This window comes from Bacillus massilinigeriensis, from assembly GCF_900117315.1.
Classification (GTDB): Bacteria; Bacillota; Bacilli; order Bacillales; family Cytobacillaceae; genus Bacillus_BE; species Bacillus_BE massilionigeriensis.
Map to the genome: position 1 here is coordinate 3,191,865 of NZ_LT630337.1, position 16,530 is coordinate 3,208,394.

Here is a 16,530-nt window from a genome sequence, read left to right on the forward strand (position 1 = left end):
ATTCCCCAATTGTTTTCCTATTCCTTATTATAAGGTTAACGAGAGCATGATTTCAATTTTGTTTTCAACTCTTGAAGGTTGATGCTAATATGAACGGACTCTTTTTTTTCCTTCTGATTGTCCACTTACTCTTCTTCCTTTTTTAGGTGAGTGTAATAGGGCAGTTAAATTTCCAGCAACAGCAAATAAGGCAAATATTAGCCAAGTTACAGCAAAAATACCTTCTGTCCCGGTATTTAATACAGAAATCCTTGGTACTGCATAATATAGCATTACACCAATAACTAGCAAGCACAATAAGTAACGATTCCTATTCATCATTTCTTCCTCCTAAAATGCTTATTGATACATATTATGCGGACAGGTTGAAAAAATGTGTTATCAATAGGAATCCTACATTTTTAGAGTTCTATTCCTTCACCAGGTTTTAATACCTTTCCCACATCACTCTTTAATAATTTAATAAATTGATAAGGATCTTGTTTAATTCGCGGGAAGGTATTGTAGTGAATGGGTACCACGTTTTTTGCAGATAATAGCTCAGCTGCATAAGCTGCGTCCTCCGGTCCCATTGTAAAGTTATCACCTATTGGAAGAAAAGCTAAATCAATAGGATGTCTATCCCCAATTAATTTCATATCAGAAAATAAACCTGTGTCACCTGCATGATAAATGGTTTTACCTTCGATTGTAATTAGTACTCCTGCTGGCATCCCACAATAGATGATTTCCTTATTCTCCGTTACAAGCCCTGTTCCATGAAAAGCTTGAGTGAGCTTCACTCTTCCAAATTCGAACTCATGGGCGCCACCGATATGCATGCCATGGGTATTGACACCTTGCCAACCTAAATAGGTAGCTAATTCAAAATTAGCTATAACTAAGGCATTGTTCTTCTTTGCTAAATCAACTGTATCCCCAAGATGATCATCATGCCCATGTGTAACAATAATATAATCTGGTTTTAAGTCTTTTACTTCTAGGTCTGTTAAATCATTACCTGTGATAAATGGATCGATAAGAATGGTGTAACCATTTGATTGGATTTTCACTACAGAATGTCCATGATAAGAAACTTTCATTTGATTCACCCTTTCTATTTATTCCTTATTTAAATTATACAATCTTAGTTGCCTTTCAATCACCTTTCTTTATCATTTATTGCCTATTCTTATCAAAGACATAAGTTTACTTTTTCCGAAAAAATTGATAATCTCAAAATATTAAAATGTTGGGGAGGATTCAATCATGAAATTACAATTACAAAACATCTCCGAATGGATGAAAAAGAAAGATATCGATGTTTGTTTCGTCACATCACCTGAAAATGTATTTTATTTAAGCGGATTCCTTAGTGATCCACATGAAAGATTACTTGCTCTTGCGGTATTTAAGGATAAAGAGCCCTTCCTAGTTGTACCTAGCATGGAAAAGGAGGAGGCAAGAAACTCCGGTTGGGATTATGAAATTATTGGGTATAACGATATTGAAAATCCATGGGATATGATTAATCAATCCATCAATAAGAGAGGGCAAAGCATTCAAAAGGCGGCCATTGAAAAGCAGCATTTAAATGTAGAACGTTATGAGGAGCTATTGCATTTGTTTATGAATGCCACCTTTGTTTCTGCAGAGGAAGAGCTACAAAAGCTTCGCATGGTAAAGAACGAAAAGGAACTATCCACCATTAAAGAGGCATGTGCCCTCGCAGATTACGCTGTAGAAGTAGGGTGTCAGGAATTAGCCGAAGGAAAAACTGAGCTAGAAATCATTGCTGCAATTGAATTCGCATTAAAGAAAAAAGGGGTCACCCAAATGTCATTTGCCACAATGGTTTTAACTGGAGCGAATGCTGCCTCTCCACATGGTACACCTGGTTTAACAAAGATAAAAAAAGGAGACCTTGTTCTATTTGACTTGGGTGTTGTTGTGGATGGCTATTGCTCAGATATTACTAGAACGGTTGCCTTTGGTGACATATCAGAAAAGCAAAAGGAAATATATGATACCGTTCTAAAAGCCCAGCTTGCAGCTATTGAAGCAGCTAAGCCTGGCATTACCTGTTCAGCGGTAGACTTAACAGCTAGGAAATTAATTGCGGATGCTGGATACGGAGAGTATTTCCCACATCGTTTAGGACATGGATTAGGTATTAGCATTCACGAATATCCATCAGTCACCGAAACGAATCCTCTTCTTCTTGAAAAAGGAATGGTATTTACCATCGAACCAGGAATCTATGTTCCAACGGTTGCAGGTGTAAGAATTGAAGATGACGTTTATGTAACTGAAAATGGTGTAGAGGTTCTAACTAAATTCCCAAAAGAACTACAGATTATAAAGTAAGACAAAAAATCCATGGATTAAGTGTCCATGGATTTTTTGTTTTCTCATTTTGTATATCATACTTGAGCTAGTAATGATTTGGCATCTGAAAATTCGATATTATGAGCTTCTGCCACTGCTTCATAGGTTACAAATCCATTTAATGTATTAATCCCTTTTAATAATGCCTCATTATCTATACAAGCTTGCTTGTAACCCTTATTAGCTATTTGAACAGCATATGGAACTGTCACGTTTGTTAAGGCTATAGTGGATGTTCTCGGTACAGCACCTGGCATATTCGCGACCGCATAATGAACAACACCATGCTTGACATAGGTAGGATTGTCATGGGTAGTGATTCGATCAGTTGTTTCAAAAATTCCTCCTTGATCGATGGCAATATCCACAACAACAGACCCAGGACTCATTTCTTTAATCATTTGGTCCGTAACGAGCTTTGGAGCTTTAGCACCCGGTATTAACACCGCCCCAATTACTAAATCTGATTCCCTGACTGCTTCTGCTATATTATAAGGATTAGAGATTAGGGTTGTCACATCACTTCCAAATATGTCATCTAATTGACGAAGCCGATCAGGATTTAAATCGATTATCGTTACTTTAGCACCAATTCCAACGGCCATCTTTGCAGCATTTGTACCAGCAACTCCACCACCGATAATGGTAATATTAGCTCTTTGTACACCCGGTACTCCGGAAAGGAGAATTCCCTTACCACCATGTACCTTCTCTAAAAATTGTGCACCGATTTGCGTAGCCATTCTCCCTGCTACTTCACTCATAGGAGTTAACAGGGGCAATGACCCGTTTGAAAGCTGAACCGTTTCATAAGCAATCGCGACCACCTTATAATCAACTAAGGCTTTAGTTAATTCAGGCTCAGGGGCTAAGTGTAAATATGTAAATAGGATTAATCCTTCACGAAAAAAATGATACTCATCAGGGAGCGGTTCCTTTACCTTCATAACCATATCGGTACCCCAAGCTTCCCCTGCTGTTTTTACAATCCTTGCTCCTGCTTTTTCATAATCATAATCTGTAAATCCTGATCCTAATCCAGCTCCAGTCTCAATATATACCTCATGTTGGTAAGAAATTAGATTTAAGACTCCAGCTGGTGTCATTGCCACGCGATTTTCATTATTTTTTATTTCCTTAGGTACTCCAATACGCATTTCGCATCCCCCAATTATTATCTTAAGTATAATTTTACTATATCACCTTTAATTACCAAATAAAACTAGTTAATAAACAAAACTCAACATAAAAACCCAATCGTTTAACTATTTAAATCATTAAAGTATCTACAGAAAGATAGGTATCTTCCAACCAAACCTACTAAGGAGTATTTCTATATTTTATTTATCACCATAATAAAAAAGGCTGTACAAAAGATACCACGTACCTTAAGACAACCTTTTTTCCATACTGCAAGAAAGTATATTTACTCTTCAATTGATTGGTTTCTGTTAAATTTATCCATATCGAATTGACCACTCTCACTATCAATGACCCCACTATTATACGCATCCACAATTTGTTGACTTACGTGCCCTGCACCCTGTTCATCATAATAATATTGAGATTGTTGACCTGACCCTCTTTTATCCATTCATCTTATCTCCCTTCACAAAAACTGAAATCCCCTCTTATTGTTCGATAATTTGTTACACATATTCACATTTAACTATTGTATAATTTAGGAAAAAGGAGGAGATGGAGAATGGGATTAACTTATAAAAATATCCTAGTAGCAGTAGACGGTTCAAAAGAAGCAGAATGGGCGTTTAAAAAGTCTCTAGAAATTGCTAAAAGAAATAACGCTCGTATTGTACTGGCTCATGTTATTGATACACGTACCTTTGCAACAGTTGAAGCATATGATCGTACGATTGCAGAAAGAGCAGAGCAATTTGGGAAAGAGCTCATGGAAAATTATAAGAAAGAAGCATTAGAAAATGGGGTTTCAGATGTTTCTTATGATATTGAATATGGCTCACCAAAAGTGAAAATTCCTAAGGACATGGCAAAAAAACATAAAATTGATTTAATCATTTGTGGTGCGACAGGTCTAAATATGGTTGAACGCTTCTTAATTGGAAGTGTCTCTGAGCACATTACACGATATGCTACTTGTGATGTTCTTGTCGTTCGTACAAATAAAGAAGAGTAGTTAGTAGGATATAAGAAGGGTAGACCAAATTTTTGGTCTACCCTTCTTTATTCACCAATTCTTTTGCTTTATGGATGGCCTGATATACTTGTTCAAAGCCTGTCCCACCAGCGCTATTTCGGCGCTTCACAGCTGTCTTTGGCTCAAGCGCATCGTAAATATCCCCCTGAAATAAAGAGCTTGCTACTTGAAACTCATCCAAACTAAGATCCTTCAAGAAACAACCCTTTTGAACACAGGATAATACTAATTCACCAACAATTTCATGAGCCTGACGGAAAGGTAAGCCTTTAGAAGATAAATAATCTGCTAGCTCAGTCGCATTAGAAAAGTCATTCTGTGTTGCTCTTTCCATTTGTTCCGTCCGAACCTTCATCGTACGAATCATTCCTGCAAAAATCTTTAAGGAACCACTCACTGTCTTAACTGTATCAAACATTCCTTCCTTATCTTCTTGCATATCCTTATTATAGGCAAGTGGTAGGCCCTTCAAGGTAGTTAGTAAAGCGAATAGGTTCCCATAAACCCTACCAGATTTTCCACGAATTAATTCTGCCATGTCAGGGTTCTTCTTTTGCGGCATGATGCTGCTACCAGTCGAGAAGCTATCTGATAGCTCGATAAATTGGAATTCTTGACTTGACCAAAGAATGATCTCTTCTGCAAATCTAGACAGATGCATCATCAAAATGGAGCTTGCAGATAAGAACTCAATGATAAAATCCCGATCGCTTACTGCATCCAAGCTATTTTCATAGATTGAATCAAAGCCGAGAATTTCTGCACTTAAATAACGATCGATAGGAAAGGTGGTTCCAGCAAGTGCCCCCGCACCTAGTGGAGAAACATTAATTCTCTTCAAATTATCTTCATAGCGCCTTTTATCTCTTTCCAGCATCCAAAAATACGCAAGTAAATGATGGGCAAATGAAATCGGTTGTGCCCTCTGAAGGTGCGTATACCCTGGCATTATCGTTTCAACATGATTTTCCGCCAAAGTGATTAATTCATTTTGCATTTCTATTATTAGTTCAATTATTTGTTCAACTTGATTTCGTAAATATAAATGCATATCCGTTGCAACTTGATCATTTCTACTTCTACCTGTATGAAGCTTTCCTCCAACAGGTCCAATCATATCAGTTAACATACTCTCAATATTTAAATGTATATCTTCGAGCTGAACGGAAAAAGATAGTTCATCTCTTTCCGCCTTTTCTTTTATGGCATTCAAGCCTTTTTTTATTATGTCAGCCTCTTCTTCTGTAACGATTCCGCATTTTGATAGCATCGTGACATGTGCAAGGCTTCCTTCTATATCCTCTAAAACTAATTGCTGATCAAATGATATGGAGGCTCCGAATTCATCGACCCATTCTTCTGCTGTTTGTGTAAATCTTCCGCCCCACAGTTTTTTCACACTGTCACCTTCTTATTATTGTGTACAATGCTTTGAACCTTTGTAGGTAGTCCAAAAAGGTTAATAAAGCCAACAGCTGCAGTATGGTCAAATTCGTCATCTGATGTATAAGTAGCTAGTTTCTCATCATATAATGAATAAGGAGATTTTCTTCCTTCAACTATCGCATGGCCTTTGAAAAGCTTAACTCTTACTGTACCAGTAACATATTTCTGTGTTTCTTCTAAGAAAGCAAATAAGGCTGATTGTAAAGGAGAAAACCATAGTCCATCATAAATTGTTTCTGTAATTTTCTTTTCTATAATTGGCTTAAAGTGAGCAACCTCTTTAACTAAAGTTAAATCTTCCAATTCCTTGTGAGCTGTAATTAAAGTAATAGCCCCAGGACATTCATATACTTCACGTGATTTTATCCCCACTAGACGATTTTCTACATGGTCAATACGTCCAACCCCATGTTTCCCGGCAATTGTATTTAACTGTAATATCAACTGAGATAAAGGATACTTTTGACCATTTAAACCAACCGGTACTCCTTTTTCAAAATCAATTTCAATCATTTCAGGAGTATCAGGTGTCTTATCTAGACTTTGTGTCAAATCATATGCATCCTCTGGAGGCGCTGCCCAAGGGTCTTCTAATATTCCACACTCATTACTGCGGCCCCATAGGTTTTGGTCAATAGAGAATGGACTATCCAAATTAATTGGAATTGGAATATTCTTCTCTTTCGCATATTGAATCTCTTCTTCACGAGACCAACTCCACTCACGAACTGGAGCTAATACCTTTAAATTTGGATTTAATGCTTTAATAGATACTTCAAAACGCACCTGATCATTTCCTTTTCCCGTACAACCGTGTGCTACTGCTACAGCATTTTCCTTTTCTGCTACTTCAACAAGTTTTTTTGAAATAAGAGGACGAGACAAAGCAGAAACTAGAGGATATTTCCCTTCGTATAATGCATGTGCTTGAAGAGCCTTTAATGCATATTCATTAGCAAACTCCTCTTTCACATCAATCATATAGGATGAAACAGCACCCACTTTAAGGGCTTTTTCTTTAACAAATTCTAAATCCTTTCCTTCCCCTAAATCTAAACAACAAGCTACTACCGCATACCCTTGGTCCTGTAACCACTTGATAGCTACAGATGTATCCAACCCGCCTGAATAGGCGAGAACAACCTTTTGATTTGTCACTACGTTTCCTCCTCGTTTGAATAAATATTCATCCGTATAAATTTTAATTACTTTTTCTATTTTATCAATTTAACAAGATTTTAAAAAAAATTCAATACTTATTCGTCAAAATGTATAAAAATTTATTTTTACATTTTTCTAACAAATCATTTGATTGAATACACAGCTAGGCTCCTATCATGTATAGTTAAATTAGAAGGAGGCGATTATTTATGGAAGGACAATTTAGAAAAGATGATCGTTTAGGAATTTCAATCCCAATTTTAGCTATGGAATGGGATGAGTATCCTTTAGAAATGCAACAGGATATACTATTCCATTGGGAAACAATTCGTGGCAGCATCCCAGATAGAATCGCTGAACTAGAGAAAGAAATTAATTTAAAACAAGCTGAACTTTATGATGAAAGTGACTTCGAACGTTCTTGTGAATTAAACAACGAGATTGCAGAGCTTGCCTCAGTGATTAATGACCTATGGCTCTGGTATCGAACTCATCAGGATATTTCAGAAATTGAAAATGATCGAATGAGATACCAATAGACAAAATGAAGACAACATTAATTATTAGTTCGCTAAAAAAATAAAAGAGACTCACGAAAACAGATGTGAGTCTCTTTTATTCTATAAATTCTTTCTCAGTTCCCGAACAATATGACCAAGCTCTGGAAGGATTAGTTTATTCATCGCTAATCGGACAGCACCAGTTGATCCAGGTGTGCAGAATACTGCTTTATTATTCACCACACCTGCCGTTGCCCTGGAAAGAATTGCAGCAGAGCCAATGTCATCTTGATAGCTTAACATGCGAAATAATTCTCCAAATCCACTAATTTCCTTTTGGAATAGGCTGGTCACTGTTTCAATCGTAATGTCTCTCTTTGCAATGCCTGTTCCGCCATTAGTGATAACCACATCAATTTCCGGATTCTCACAACCTTTAAGAACCTCTAATCGCAACTTTTCCTGTTCATCTTTAACAATGACATAATCAATAATTCTATGACCGGATTGTTGAAGCAAGTCAACCATTAACCGACCACTTTTATCTGTCTCTTTATTTCTTGTGTCACTTATCGTAATGACCTTACAACTGACCTGCCGAGGTGCTTCCATTTTATGATCTCTAATACTCATGTAAGCCCTGCTCTTTCTCCAATAAATATCTTAATTGGTAATATTTATGGGCAAAATCCGTCACACTTCTTGTTAGTTGATAATTAGTTCCAGCACCAATAGCCATACTGATAAAAGGAACCCCCTTAATCGACCTTTTTCTAAAAATTAATATCGTAAAAGCTTTTAATATATGGACTAAGGGTTGATCCATCCAAGATATATCTGTAATTTCCTCTTTCCCCTCATAGAAGTAATGCTCTTTTTGATTATCTATTTCCTGAATAAGCTGTTCCCAACCACTCTTTTTCATTCTTCTAGGAGATGTAGCAGCATGGAAGACCTTTAAGGATGTCATCATTTCATAAGGTTTATTGATTTCAAATCCATAGGTCGTAGCAATTAATTGTATTACCTTTAAATTAATTATGGCGATAGCAGGGATATCAGAGCCAAGGAGCAATGCCCCACCTGTTCCAGATATTCCCCCTTGAGCAAAAGAATAAAAGCGATGACGAGCAATTTGCTGTTCTGCTATGTATTGCAACTGATCTATATTTAATTTCTTTAGGTCGTCAACACTCTCTATATCAGCATAAAAAACCCTTCCAGCCGAGAGGATTCTCTCGCGTGCGTCTACCTGCAACTGAGAGCCCTGAATAATAGCATGTAAATAAAAAAGCCATTGATCAAGAAGAGTGAAAAATTTCGTTTGAATTTCTTCAGGTAGCAATGAAAATGACTTCTCCAAGTACTTTTCATACATTAATTCAAAATCATTAGCCTCATATTCAAATAGCCTATTTTCCCATTCCTTAATATTCATTAAGACTGATTTTTCTCTTTCAGTTAGCGCCATTAATAAATCCTCCTATCAATTGGAGTATATTTCCTAGTATATCACAAAGCTCAATTATCAAAAAAAAAGCAACCGCCAGCATGGACGGTTGCTTCTAAATTGAAAGATATTATAAAATATTACCGAACTTTACCACATCACGAGCAATCATTACTTCTTCATTCGTTGGGATTACGATAACCTTAACTGGAGAATGTGGATAGCTTATAAATGCTTCTTCACCATGTACTTTATTTAAAGCTGGATCCCAGTAAACTCCCATAAATTCAAGACCTTTTAGTACGCGTGCACGAATCGTATCACTGTTTTCTCCGATACCTGCAGTAAAGATGATTGCATCAACACCACTCATACGAGCAGAATAGGAACCAATATATTTATGGATTCTGCTTCCAAACACTTGAAGTGCTAATTCTGCACGGTCATTTCCTTCGTTGGCAGCCTTTTCGATATCACGAAGGTCACTAGAGAAACCAGAAACACCTAGCATTCCGCTTTTTTTGTTCAGAATTTCTAATACTTCTTCTGCGGATTTGTTTGTTTTTTCCATTATAAATGGAATTAATGCCGGGTCAATATTACCTGAACGAGTCCCCATTGTAACACCAGCAAGCGGAGTAAATCCCATAGAAGTATCTACTGACTTCCCACCTTCAATTGCAGCAATACTTGCACCATTTCCTAAGTGACAGGAAATAAGGCGAAGCTGCTCTAATGGACGACCAAGCATTTCTCCAGCTCTTTGTGATACATACTTATGAGATGTACCATGGAATCCATATTTACGAATACCATACTTTTCATAGTACTCATATGGCAAGCTGTATAAATAAGAGCTTTCAGGCATTGTTTGATGGAAAGCTGTATCAAATACTGCAACTGCTGGCACATTTGGAAGAACCTCTTGGAAGGCTTTAATTCCTGTGACATTCGCAGGATTATGTAATGGTGCAAGATCTGAAATCTCTTCAATCGTATTTAATACCTCATCTGTAATTAAAACGGAATCGTTGAATTTTTCCCCTCCATGAACAACACGGTGACCGATTCCTTCAATCTCATCTAGTGATTGAATGATTCCTAAGTTCGTTAACTTGTCTAAAAGCATTTTGACAGCAACAGCATGATTCGGTATATCAGTTGTCTCAGTTTGTTTTTCATTGTTTACAGTAATATTAAAAATAGAATCATTTAACCCTATTCTTTCGATTAATCCTTTTGTAATTACTTCTTCACTAGGCATTTCAATTAATTGAAACTTTAATGATGAACTCCCAGCATTTATAGCAATAACCTTTGCCATTAGAACCGCTCCTTTTTCAAAACATAAAAAACTTATTTCTTAATATGTCATTATTATTTTGTACTTAAACATCCTATCTTATCTCTCAATTTTTCATTAAATCACTCAAAGTGATTTCTTTCAAGGGAGTTTTATACATGTGAACGTTTTCACAATAAAATAAGTATTTTAGGATTATTCACTCAATTAAAATAATTATTACCTTTAATATAAAAGGCCCTATAAACACAAAAGATTACTTGTGTCTATAGGGCAAGAATGAAACAACATTAATTTTTATTTTCTCGAATCCATCGATCTATTTTTTCTAAAGCCTGCTCCATTTGGGCAGCATTAGACAAGCTAGGAAGCATTGCTAAAAGAACTTCCTTTGGAGCACGAACATTTTCACCTTTGTTCTGGAGAACTAATATACTTTTTGCTGTTTGCTTATTCTTAAACAACGACATTGGCAATTGTAAAAGAGCTTGGATGTGGACATGATCCTTTATGAATTCATGGAGTTTACCAGCTTGATCACTTTCAAAAAGATTAGAAGGAACTAAAAAGAATAAGTACCCTCCATCCTTCACATACTTTACACTTTGTTCAATAAAAAGATGATGTGCATAGGAATGGCCCTCATCTGCCTTTAATTGGTAGTCTAATGCACGTATATCATCAGGATAATATCCAACTGGCAAATCACTTACCACCACTTCAACTGGATCAATAAATAAGTTTGAAAGGCTATCTTGATTAAAAAACTCAATAGCATGCTCTTGTAAATTAGCATTTATATAAGATAATTTTATCAATAAATCATCAATCTCTATTCCTATAGATTGAATCTCCTTATCCCCCTGCTGATTTAATACCGTAGTAAGCAAATTTCCTGTTCCTACTGCAGGGTCTAGAATCCTAAAATTGGTTTGCTTTACAAATTTAGCAACCAAATATCCAATAAGCATTCCTATGGAATCGGGTGTCATTTGATGGTGGGGCTGTACATTTTCCTTCATCCCTTTTAATATGGCCAATTGAAATGACTTTCTTATTTCTTCCGGACTAAATTTCGTTAGCTTTAACGATTCATAGCGTTTTTCTAACCTTTTCACTGCCAATTCACTTAATTCCTCTTGAAGAATGGACTGATGAAAAATGTTTTCCCCTGTTTCTGCTAAAGCTTCTAAATATGTACACGATAATTCTTCTTGTAAAAGAACAGCTGTTTCATTAAAGGTTGTAAATAATTCCTCAACCGGAGAGACTTTCACTTCTCATTCCTCCTGTTTATATTCTATTTCCCTATTGTAGCCGTGAACCTTTCTATTCTCAAGTTATTCCCAGCCTCCAAAGAAAAAAAAGGGCCCAATCATTATCCTTCGAACATTCGTACAAAAGATAATGATTAGACCCATCTCACATTTTTGTTTTATTTCGCACCTTTTGCTGCTTCAATCGCTGCTTCATAATTCGGATGGTTGGTACCTTCATTAACATATTCCACATAAGTCACAACATCATTGGAATCAATGACAAATACTGCACGTGCTAAGAGTCTTAATTCCTTCATAACAACTCCAAATGCCTCACCAAAGGAAAGATCACGATGGTCAGATAATGTTTGAACGTTTTCAATTCCCGCTGCCGCACACCAACGCTTTTGTGCAAAAGGTAGATCCACGCTAATTGTTAAGATCTTGACGTTATCTAATTTTGAAGCTTCTTCATTAAAGCGACGGGTCTGTGCGTCACATACACCTGTATCAATGGATGGAACAACACTTATCAAACGTACCTGACCTTTTGTATCATCTAATGTTACTTCTGATAAATCATTTGCTAGGACGGTAAAATTAGGGGCTTTATCTCCAACCCTCACTTCCGAACCAAGAAGTGTCACTGGATTTCCTTTAAATGTTACGGATGCCATAAAACAATCTCCTCCTTTAACAACATATGTACAGTAAAAATATATCTTTTTATTTAAAGTATTGCAAATAGTTTAGCTTAATTACACTCTTGAGAATAAAAAATGGACAAAAAGTAAAAAACAGAGGCCTGCAAAACCAAAGTATGCAGGTGGCCTCCTAGTTGTTAAATATTCAAATCTTCCTTTGGACCATCATATTTACTAGGGTCACTCTGCTGATTACCCCCTGAGCCCCCGTCTGACCCCTTTTTGGACATCATTTGCTGAATTTTATCAACTGCTTGAGGGGCTAGGTCTAGAATTTTTTCTATTAAGTGGGTTCCTTCATCCATATGGACCATTTTCACTTCTTTAGAATTGACAATTAGGAAGGCGATTGGGGTAATGGATACACCTCCACCGCTACCACCACCAAAAGGATGCTTTTCAGGCCCTTGGGCTCCACCTGATTGACCGTCTATGATAAATTCACTACCGCCAGCTGCAAACCCAAAACCAACCTTGGATACTGTTAGAATCACACTTCCATCAGGTGTTTCAACCGGATCACCGATAATTGTATTTACATCAATCATTTCTTTTAAATTTTCCATTGCAGTTGTCATTAATCCTTGAATTGGATGATCGGACATAATAAGTGACTCCTCCTCTTCTATACCATATTAGACTTGTTATTAGAAAGAATGGATAAAGTGAAACTTCCATCAGTGGGGATTTTTCAACCCACACCAAGAGCTAGTGTCGACGTTGCCATAAGACGTGACCTATTTAGTCGATTTCATCCCCCACTGATGGTTAGTTGAACCAATCGGGCGTTTACGGGCAGTTGATCCCCCACCTATCTTCTTCGAATTCTCTAAGTCTTAAGTGGGGGAATCTTACTGCCCGTTAACCTGCGATAAAGATTTAGACTTAAATTCTGGTTTTCCACCCTTCCACAATTTAACTAGTTTAATTGCTGCAAACATAGCATGCCCGATTCTAAATTGAAACATACAAACAATCTTTGTTTGAGAAATCGCCTTTTGAAAGTTTGGAGTAATTCTTATGATGGGCATTTCAATCATTTTCATATAATGACTAATAATCCCTATGATTCCTCCTTTTATGCCCCAGAATGCTCCAACTAGCATCCCAGTATAAGCAGCATCTCCAACCCCAATCTCTGTATCCCACTGTAAATTCCGCACCTTCACTTTATGTAAAAATTCTCGAATCAGACGATGAAGGTTTAGAACATGATTCAATATGACCTTCATATCGTGGAAACTATCCATTAAATCTTCCGCAGTAAACCTTCTTTTCTTCTTATCCTTATTTTCGCCTTCCCCCATTGTTGTTTCCTCTTTTGTAACAATGGATGGAGAATCCTCATCCAGTTTAATCAATGGTACGTGTATTTTATATTTAATGAGACCAAACCAAGCTTTAAACTCGACTTTTAAATCATCATTGTCCTGCCCATGGTAATAATTTACGATTACATTAATTCGAGAAAAAATGATTACAATAATAAGGAGCAAAAGAATAATTAAAACAAGGAACAACCATTTCAATGTTTTTCACACCTTTCAGCCCATTAGTATGTTCTAAAAGATACAAAATAAACCTGCCAACTTATGTTGACAGGTTTATTTTTATAATCTTTCGTGAATGACTGTTGTGTCTGCAAACAAATCATGCAGCCCTTGCTTTTTTGGAAGGAAAGCTACTATTACATAGCTGATCCAAAGGGTCACAGAAATAAACCGACCAATCCATTCTCTAAAGATGATCGCACCCCATGACAATTTTTTTCCTTTTAAACTAATCACCTTAAGACCAAATACCATTTTCCCCAAGGTCTGACCAAGGTATTTGGTCATTAATACAAAATATAGATAGAAAATAACAGCAGTAGCAATCGAAACCGGTGCGAACATGCTTGTCGCATGTACATCGATATCCATGAAACGAAATAGAGGATAGATTAGCAACCGGTTAAGGCTTCCAATCACAATTAAATCCAGCAAATAGGCCCAGAATCTCATCCAAAAACCAGCGTAATTTATTTTTATTGGTTGTGAAGGAGGTGCTCCCAAATTTAATTGTTCTATTTCACTTTGTTCCTCATTATGTTTTAATTCCACACTAGAGGAGGAGTCAATTTTCAGCTCGTTATTTTCCTTCTTCTCCTCATTGGAAATATCATTTGAGTTCATATCTTCACACCTCCTTATTCAGCATATAAATACATAAGTCTAGGTGAATTGGATTGGGACAAGACTTTCAATAGACCAGCAAGTTCCGCATTTTCATCTTTGATAAATTTTTGAGCTGTCATACTAAATAAAGAGCCTATTCCAAAATTCTCTGAATAACTTACTACTTGCGCTCCGTTCAAATGATAATCCTTTTTTAATTGATCAATAACATCTTCAAAATATCCATATCCATCAATTAAATTGAGTTTTTTTGCTTGTCGTCCATCATAAACTCTACCATCAGCAAGTTGTTTAACCTTCTCTACCGGGATATCTCTTCCTTCAGAAATCACTTTAACAAAGCCTTCATAGGAGTTACCAATCATTGTTTGTAAAATTTTTCTTTCTTCTTTTGTCATATCCCTCGTTGGACTCATTATGTCCTTATATTTTCCACTTTTTATTGTTTCAAATTTCACACCGTATTTTTCTGCAAGTCCAGAATAATTATAGCCTTGCATGATAACACCTAGAGATCCTGTTAAGGTTTCAGGGCTAGCAAAAATTTTATCAGCCGGTGCGGAAATATAATATCCTCCAGAGGCAGCCATAGACCCCATTGATATGTAGATTGGTTTCTTCGCTTCTTTTTGAATTTCCTTTATTTTATCGTGAATTTCAGCGCTTTCTACCACGCCTCCGCCAGGTGAATTTACCTTAATAATAATCCCCTTAACTGTGTGATCATTCTTCACATAGTCAAGTCTTTTTAAGAAAGCTTGGTGGTTATATCCACCAGCATTGAAAAGCGATTCCGCTTCTCCAGTATCCTGTATCGTCCCGTTTACTTCCAGCACAGCAATCTTCTTTGTATCGTTTCCTTCCTTTACAACTTCTTCTTGAAGCATTCGATCATTTTCTTCAAATATCTCTGTGAAAGTTGACTCAAAATCTGTTAATGCAAATGTTGTTAAGAAGTTAATAATCACTGAAAAAATAAACAAGCCGCCTGCAATTGCTATTGCTGCCCATCTTTTACCATTCACTAAGTTGTCCTCCTTACTGTTATTAACATTAATACCTGAAACTTTTAAAAAATTCAAAAACATTGTAAACTAGACTCAATTATATTCATTTTATCAAAATAACTTATAAAAGAGTAATCATTTAATGAAGTGGGGGTTCACAGCAAATGAAGGATCGTCGTAATATATATTTCTTTTATAAAAGAGATAAGGAGATAGAAGAAAAGGCAAATAGCCTTATTCAGTTAGCTACTCAAAATGGATTTCGTGTAGTGAATGATATGAAAGAGGCTAATATTATCGTAAGCATCGGTGGGGATGGAGCGTTTCTGCAGGCTGTGAGGAAAACCGGATTTAGAAATGATTGTCTTTATGCTGGTATATCAACTATTGGGAAAGTCAATTTATATTGCGATTTTCTACTTGAGGATTCACAAAAAATCCTTGATGCTATTAATAACGAACAGATTGAAGTTCGAAAGTATCCAGTATTAGAGGTTAAAGTCGATCATAATACTTCATTTTACTGTTTAAATGAATTTAGTATTAAATCAGCAATTATTAAGACCTTTGTTGTAGATGTCTTTATTGATGACTTGCATTTTGAAACCTTCAGAGGTGATGGCATGATTGTAGCCACTCCTACCGGAAGTACAGCCTATAATAAATCTTTAAACGGTGCAGTTGTGGACCCTCTCATTCCATGTATTCAAGTAAGTGAGCTTGCTTCCTTAAATAACAATCGCTACCGGACCTTAGGATCCTCTTTTATCCTAAACGGCGATCGAGTCCTAATATTAAAGGTGAACGAGGACGGAAATGATTTTCCAACCATGGGAATGGACAACGAAGCATTAAGTATTCAACATGTTGAGAAGATTGAGGTAAAACTCAGTAACCAACAGATTAAAACGGTAAAGCTTAAGGATAATTCCTTTTGGGAAAAGGTGAAACGAACCTTTTTATAATCTGAGAGAAGAAGA

General features: G+C 36.4%; 19 protein-coding genes. 4 read left to right on the forward strand and 15 right to left on the reverse strand.

Annotation, left to right across the window (positions count from 1 at the left end; genetic code table 11):
* Positions 1-84 precede the first annotated feature (84 nt).
* Both BQ6100_RS15885 and BQ6100_RS15890 read right to left on the reverse strand, forming a co-directional pair.
* On the reverse strand, positions 85-318 hold the full coding sequence (locus BQ6100_RS15885) for a hypothetical protein (protein WP_075982556.1): 234 nt from the start codon (positions 316-318) through the stop codon (positions 85-87).
* A gap of 83 nt (positions 319-401) precedes the next feature.
* Complete coding sequence (locus BQ6100_RS15890) at positions 402-1,082, reverse strand: metal-dependent hydrolase (protein WP_075982557.1); 681 nt, start codon at positions 1,080-1,082, stop codon at positions 402-404.
* 166 nt (positions 1,083-1,248) lie between these two features.
* Between BQ6100_RS15890 and BQ6100_RS15895 the strand changes: the two genes are divergently transcribed.
* Complete coding sequence (locus BQ6100_RS15895; RefSeq protein ID WP_075982558.1) at positions 1,249-2,346, forward strand: M24 family metallopeptidase; 1,098 nt, start codon at positions 1,249-1,251, stop codon at positions 2,344-2,346.
* A gap of 56 nt (positions 2,347-2,402) precedes the next feature.
* On the opposite strand, the gene ald is transcribed toward BQ6100_RS15895, so the two are convergent.
* Entirely contained in the window at positions 2,403-3,524 is a 1,122-nt protein-coding gene (ald, locus tag BQ6100_RS15900) for an alanine dehydrogenase (protein WP_075982559.1), read from the reverse strand.
* A gap of 269 nt (positions 3,525-3,793) precedes the next feature.
* Positions 3,794-3,961, reverse strand: coding sequence for a hypothetical protein (locus BQ6100_RS21495; protein ID WP_173719858.1), 168 nt, complete (start codon positions 3,959-3,961; stop codon positions 3,794-3,796).
* 111 nt (positions 3,962-4,072) lie between these two features.
* On the opposite strand from BQ6100_RS21495, the gene BQ6100_RS15905 reads away from it, so the two are divergent.
* Positions 4,073-4,522: a universal stress protein gene (locus BQ6100_RS15905; protein ID WP_075982560.1), complete on the forward strand. Its 450-nt coding sequence runs from the start codon at positions 4,073-4,075 to the stop codon at positions 4,520-4,522.
* A 37-nt stretch (positions 4,523-4,559) separates the two neighbouring features.
* On the opposite strand, the gene argH is transcribed toward BQ6100_RS15905, so the two are convergent.
* Positions 4,560-5,942, reverse strand: coding sequence for an argininosuccinate lyase (gene argH, locus BQ6100_RS15910; protein ID WP_075982561.1), 1,383 nt, complete (start codon positions 5,940-5,942; stop codon positions 4,560-4,562).
* Positions 5,939-7,147 carry an argininosuccinate synthase gene (locus tag BQ6100_RS15915; RefSeq protein WP_075982562.1) on the reverse strand — a complete coding sequence of 403 codons (1,209 nt, stop codon included), beginning with the start codon at positions 7,145-7,147 and terminating at the stop codon, positions 5,939-5,941. Before BQ6100_RS15915 ends, argH begins: the two co-directional genes overlap by 4 nt.
* A gap of 212 nt (positions 7,148-7,359) precedes the next feature.
* Here BQ6100_RS15915 and BQ6100_RS15920 point away from each other — a divergent pair, with 212 nt between their 5' ends.
* Positions 7,360-7,689: a hypothetical protein gene (locus BQ6100_RS15920; protein WP_075982563.1), complete on the forward strand. Its 330-nt coding sequence runs from the start codon at positions 7,360-7,362 to the stop codon at positions 7,687-7,689.
* Between the two features lie 81 nt (positions 7,690-7,770).
* On the opposite strand, the gene BQ6100_RS15925 is transcribed toward BQ6100_RS15920, so the two are convergent.
* The 9 genes from BQ6100_RS15925 to sppA form a co-directional block, all read right to left on the reverse strand.
* Positions 7,771-8,283: a MogA/MoaB family molybdenum cofactor biosynthesis protein gene (locus BQ6100_RS15925; RefSeq protein WP_075982564.1), complete on the reverse strand. Its 513-nt coding sequence runs from the start codon at positions 8,281-8,283 to the stop codon at positions 7,771-7,773.
* Complete coding sequence (locus BQ6100_RS15930) at positions 8,273-9,121, reverse strand: EcsC family protein (RefSeq protein ID WP_075982565.1); 849 nt, start codon at positions 9,119-9,121, stop codon at positions 8,273-8,275. The genes BQ6100_RS15925 and BQ6100_RS15930 overlap by 11 nt, the downstream gene beginning before the upstream one ends.
* A 109-nt stretch (positions 9,122-9,230) precedes the next feature.
* Entirely contained in the window at positions 9,231-10,424 is a 1,194-nt protein-coding gene (locus tag BQ6100_RS15935) for an acetate kinase (RefSeq protein ID WP_075982566.1), read from the reverse strand.
* A 269-nt stretch (positions 10,425-10,693) separates the two neighbouring features.
* Positions 10,694-11,680, reverse strand: coding sequence for a class I SAM-dependent methyltransferase (locus BQ6100_RS15940; RefSeq protein ID WP_075982567.1), 987 nt, complete (start codon positions 11,678-11,680; stop codon positions 10,694-10,696).
* Between the two features lie 158 nt (positions 11,681-11,838).
* Positions 11,839-12,339: a thiol peroxidase gene (gene tpx, locus BQ6100_RS15945; RefSeq protein WP_075982568.1), complete on the reverse strand. Its 501-nt coding sequence runs from the start codon at positions 12,337-12,339 to the stop codon at positions 11,839-11,841.
* Positions 12,340-12,503: 164 nt separating this feature from the next.
* A complete protein-coding gene (gene ytfJ, locus BQ6100_RS15950) occupies positions 12,504-12,971 on the reverse strand; it encodes a GerW family sporulation protein (RefSeq protein ID WP_075982569.1) in 468 nt (155 codons plus the stop codon).
* A gap of 246 nt (positions 12,972-13,217) precedes the next feature.
* The gene (locus BQ6100_RS15955; RefSeq protein WP_075982570.1) at positions 13,218-13,895 is read right to left on the reverse strand and encodes a DUF2953 domain-containing protein; all 678 of its coding nucleotides are present in this window, start codon (positions 13,893-13,895) and stop codon (positions 13,218-13,220) included.
* Positions 13,896-13,976: 81 nt separating this feature from the next.
* Entirely contained in the window at positions 13,977-14,369 is a 393-nt protein-coding gene (locus BQ6100_RS15960) for an RDD family protein (RefSeq protein WP_235816593.1), read from the reverse strand.
* Between the two features lie 185 nt (positions 14,370-14,554).
* The gene (gene sppA / locus BQ6100_RS15965; protein WP_075982572.1) at positions 14,555-15,568 is read right to left on the reverse strand and encodes a signal peptide peptidase SppA; all 1,014 of its coding nucleotides are present in this window, start codon (positions 15,566-15,568) and stop codon (positions 14,555-14,557) included.
* A gap of 146 nt (positions 15,569-15,714) precedes the next feature.
* On the opposite strand from sppA, the gene BQ6100_RS15970 reads away from it, so the two are divergent.
* Entirely contained in the window at positions 15,715-16,515 is an 801-nt protein-coding gene (locus tag BQ6100_RS15970) for an NAD kinase (protein WP_075982573.1), read from the forward strand.
* Positions 16,516-16,530 lie beyond the last annotated feature (15 nt).

Coding starts and splice junctions, on each gene's coding strand:
- BQ6100_RS15885 (WP_075982556.1), bottom strand. CDS start 318: ATGAATAGGAATCGTTACTTATTGTGCTTGCTAGTTATTGGTGTAATG.
- BQ6100_RS15890 (WP_075982557.1), bottom strand. CDS start 1,082: ATGAAAGTTTCTTATCATGGACATTCTGTAGTGAAAATCCAATCAAAT.
- BQ6100_RS15895 (WP_075982558.1), top strand. CDS start 1,249: ATGAAATTACAATTACAAAACATCTCCGAATGGATGAAAAAGAAAGAT.
- ald (WP_075982559.1), bottom strand. CDS start 3,524: ATGCGTATTGGAGTACCTAAGGAAATAAAAAATAATGAAAATCGCGTG.
- BQ6100_RS21495 (WP_173719858.1), bottom strand. CDS start 3,961: ATGGATAAAAGAGGGTCAGGTCAACAATCTCAATATTATTATGATGAA.
- BQ6100_RS15905 (WP_075982560.1), top strand. CDS start 4,073: ATGGGATTAACTTATAAAAATATCCTAGTAGCAGTAGACGGTTCAAAA.
- BQ6100_RS15920 (WP_075982563.1), top strand. CDS start 7,360: ATGGAAGGACAATTTAGAAAAGATGATCGTTTAGGAATTTCAATCCCA.
- BQ6100_RS15925 (WP_075982564.1), bottom strand. CDS start 8,283: ATGAGTATTAGAGATCATAAAATGGAAGCACCTCGGCAGGTCAGTTGT.
- BQ6100_RS15930 (WP_075982565.1), bottom strand. CDS start 9,121: ATGGCGCTAACTGAAAGAGAAAAATCAGTCTTAATGAATATTAAGGAA.
- BQ6100_RS15935 (WP_075982566.1), bottom strand. CDS start 10,424: ATGGCAAAGGTTATTGCTATAAATGCTGGGAGTTCATCATTAAAGTTT.
- tpx (WP_075982568.1), bottom strand. CDS start 12,339: ATGGCATCCGTAACATTTAAAGGAAATCCAGTGACACTTCTTGGTTCG.
- ytfJ (WP_075982569.1), bottom strand. CDS start 12,971: ATGTCCGATCATCCAATTCAAGGATTAATGACAACTGCAATGGAAAAT.
- BQ6100_RS15960 (WP_235816593.1), bottom strand. CDS start 14,369: ATGAGATTCTGGGCCTATTTGCTGGATTTAATTGTGATTGGAAGCCTT.
- BQ6100_RS15970 (WP_075982573.1), top strand. CDS start 15,715: ATGAAGGATCGTCGTAATATATATTTCTTTTATAAAAGAGATAAGGAG.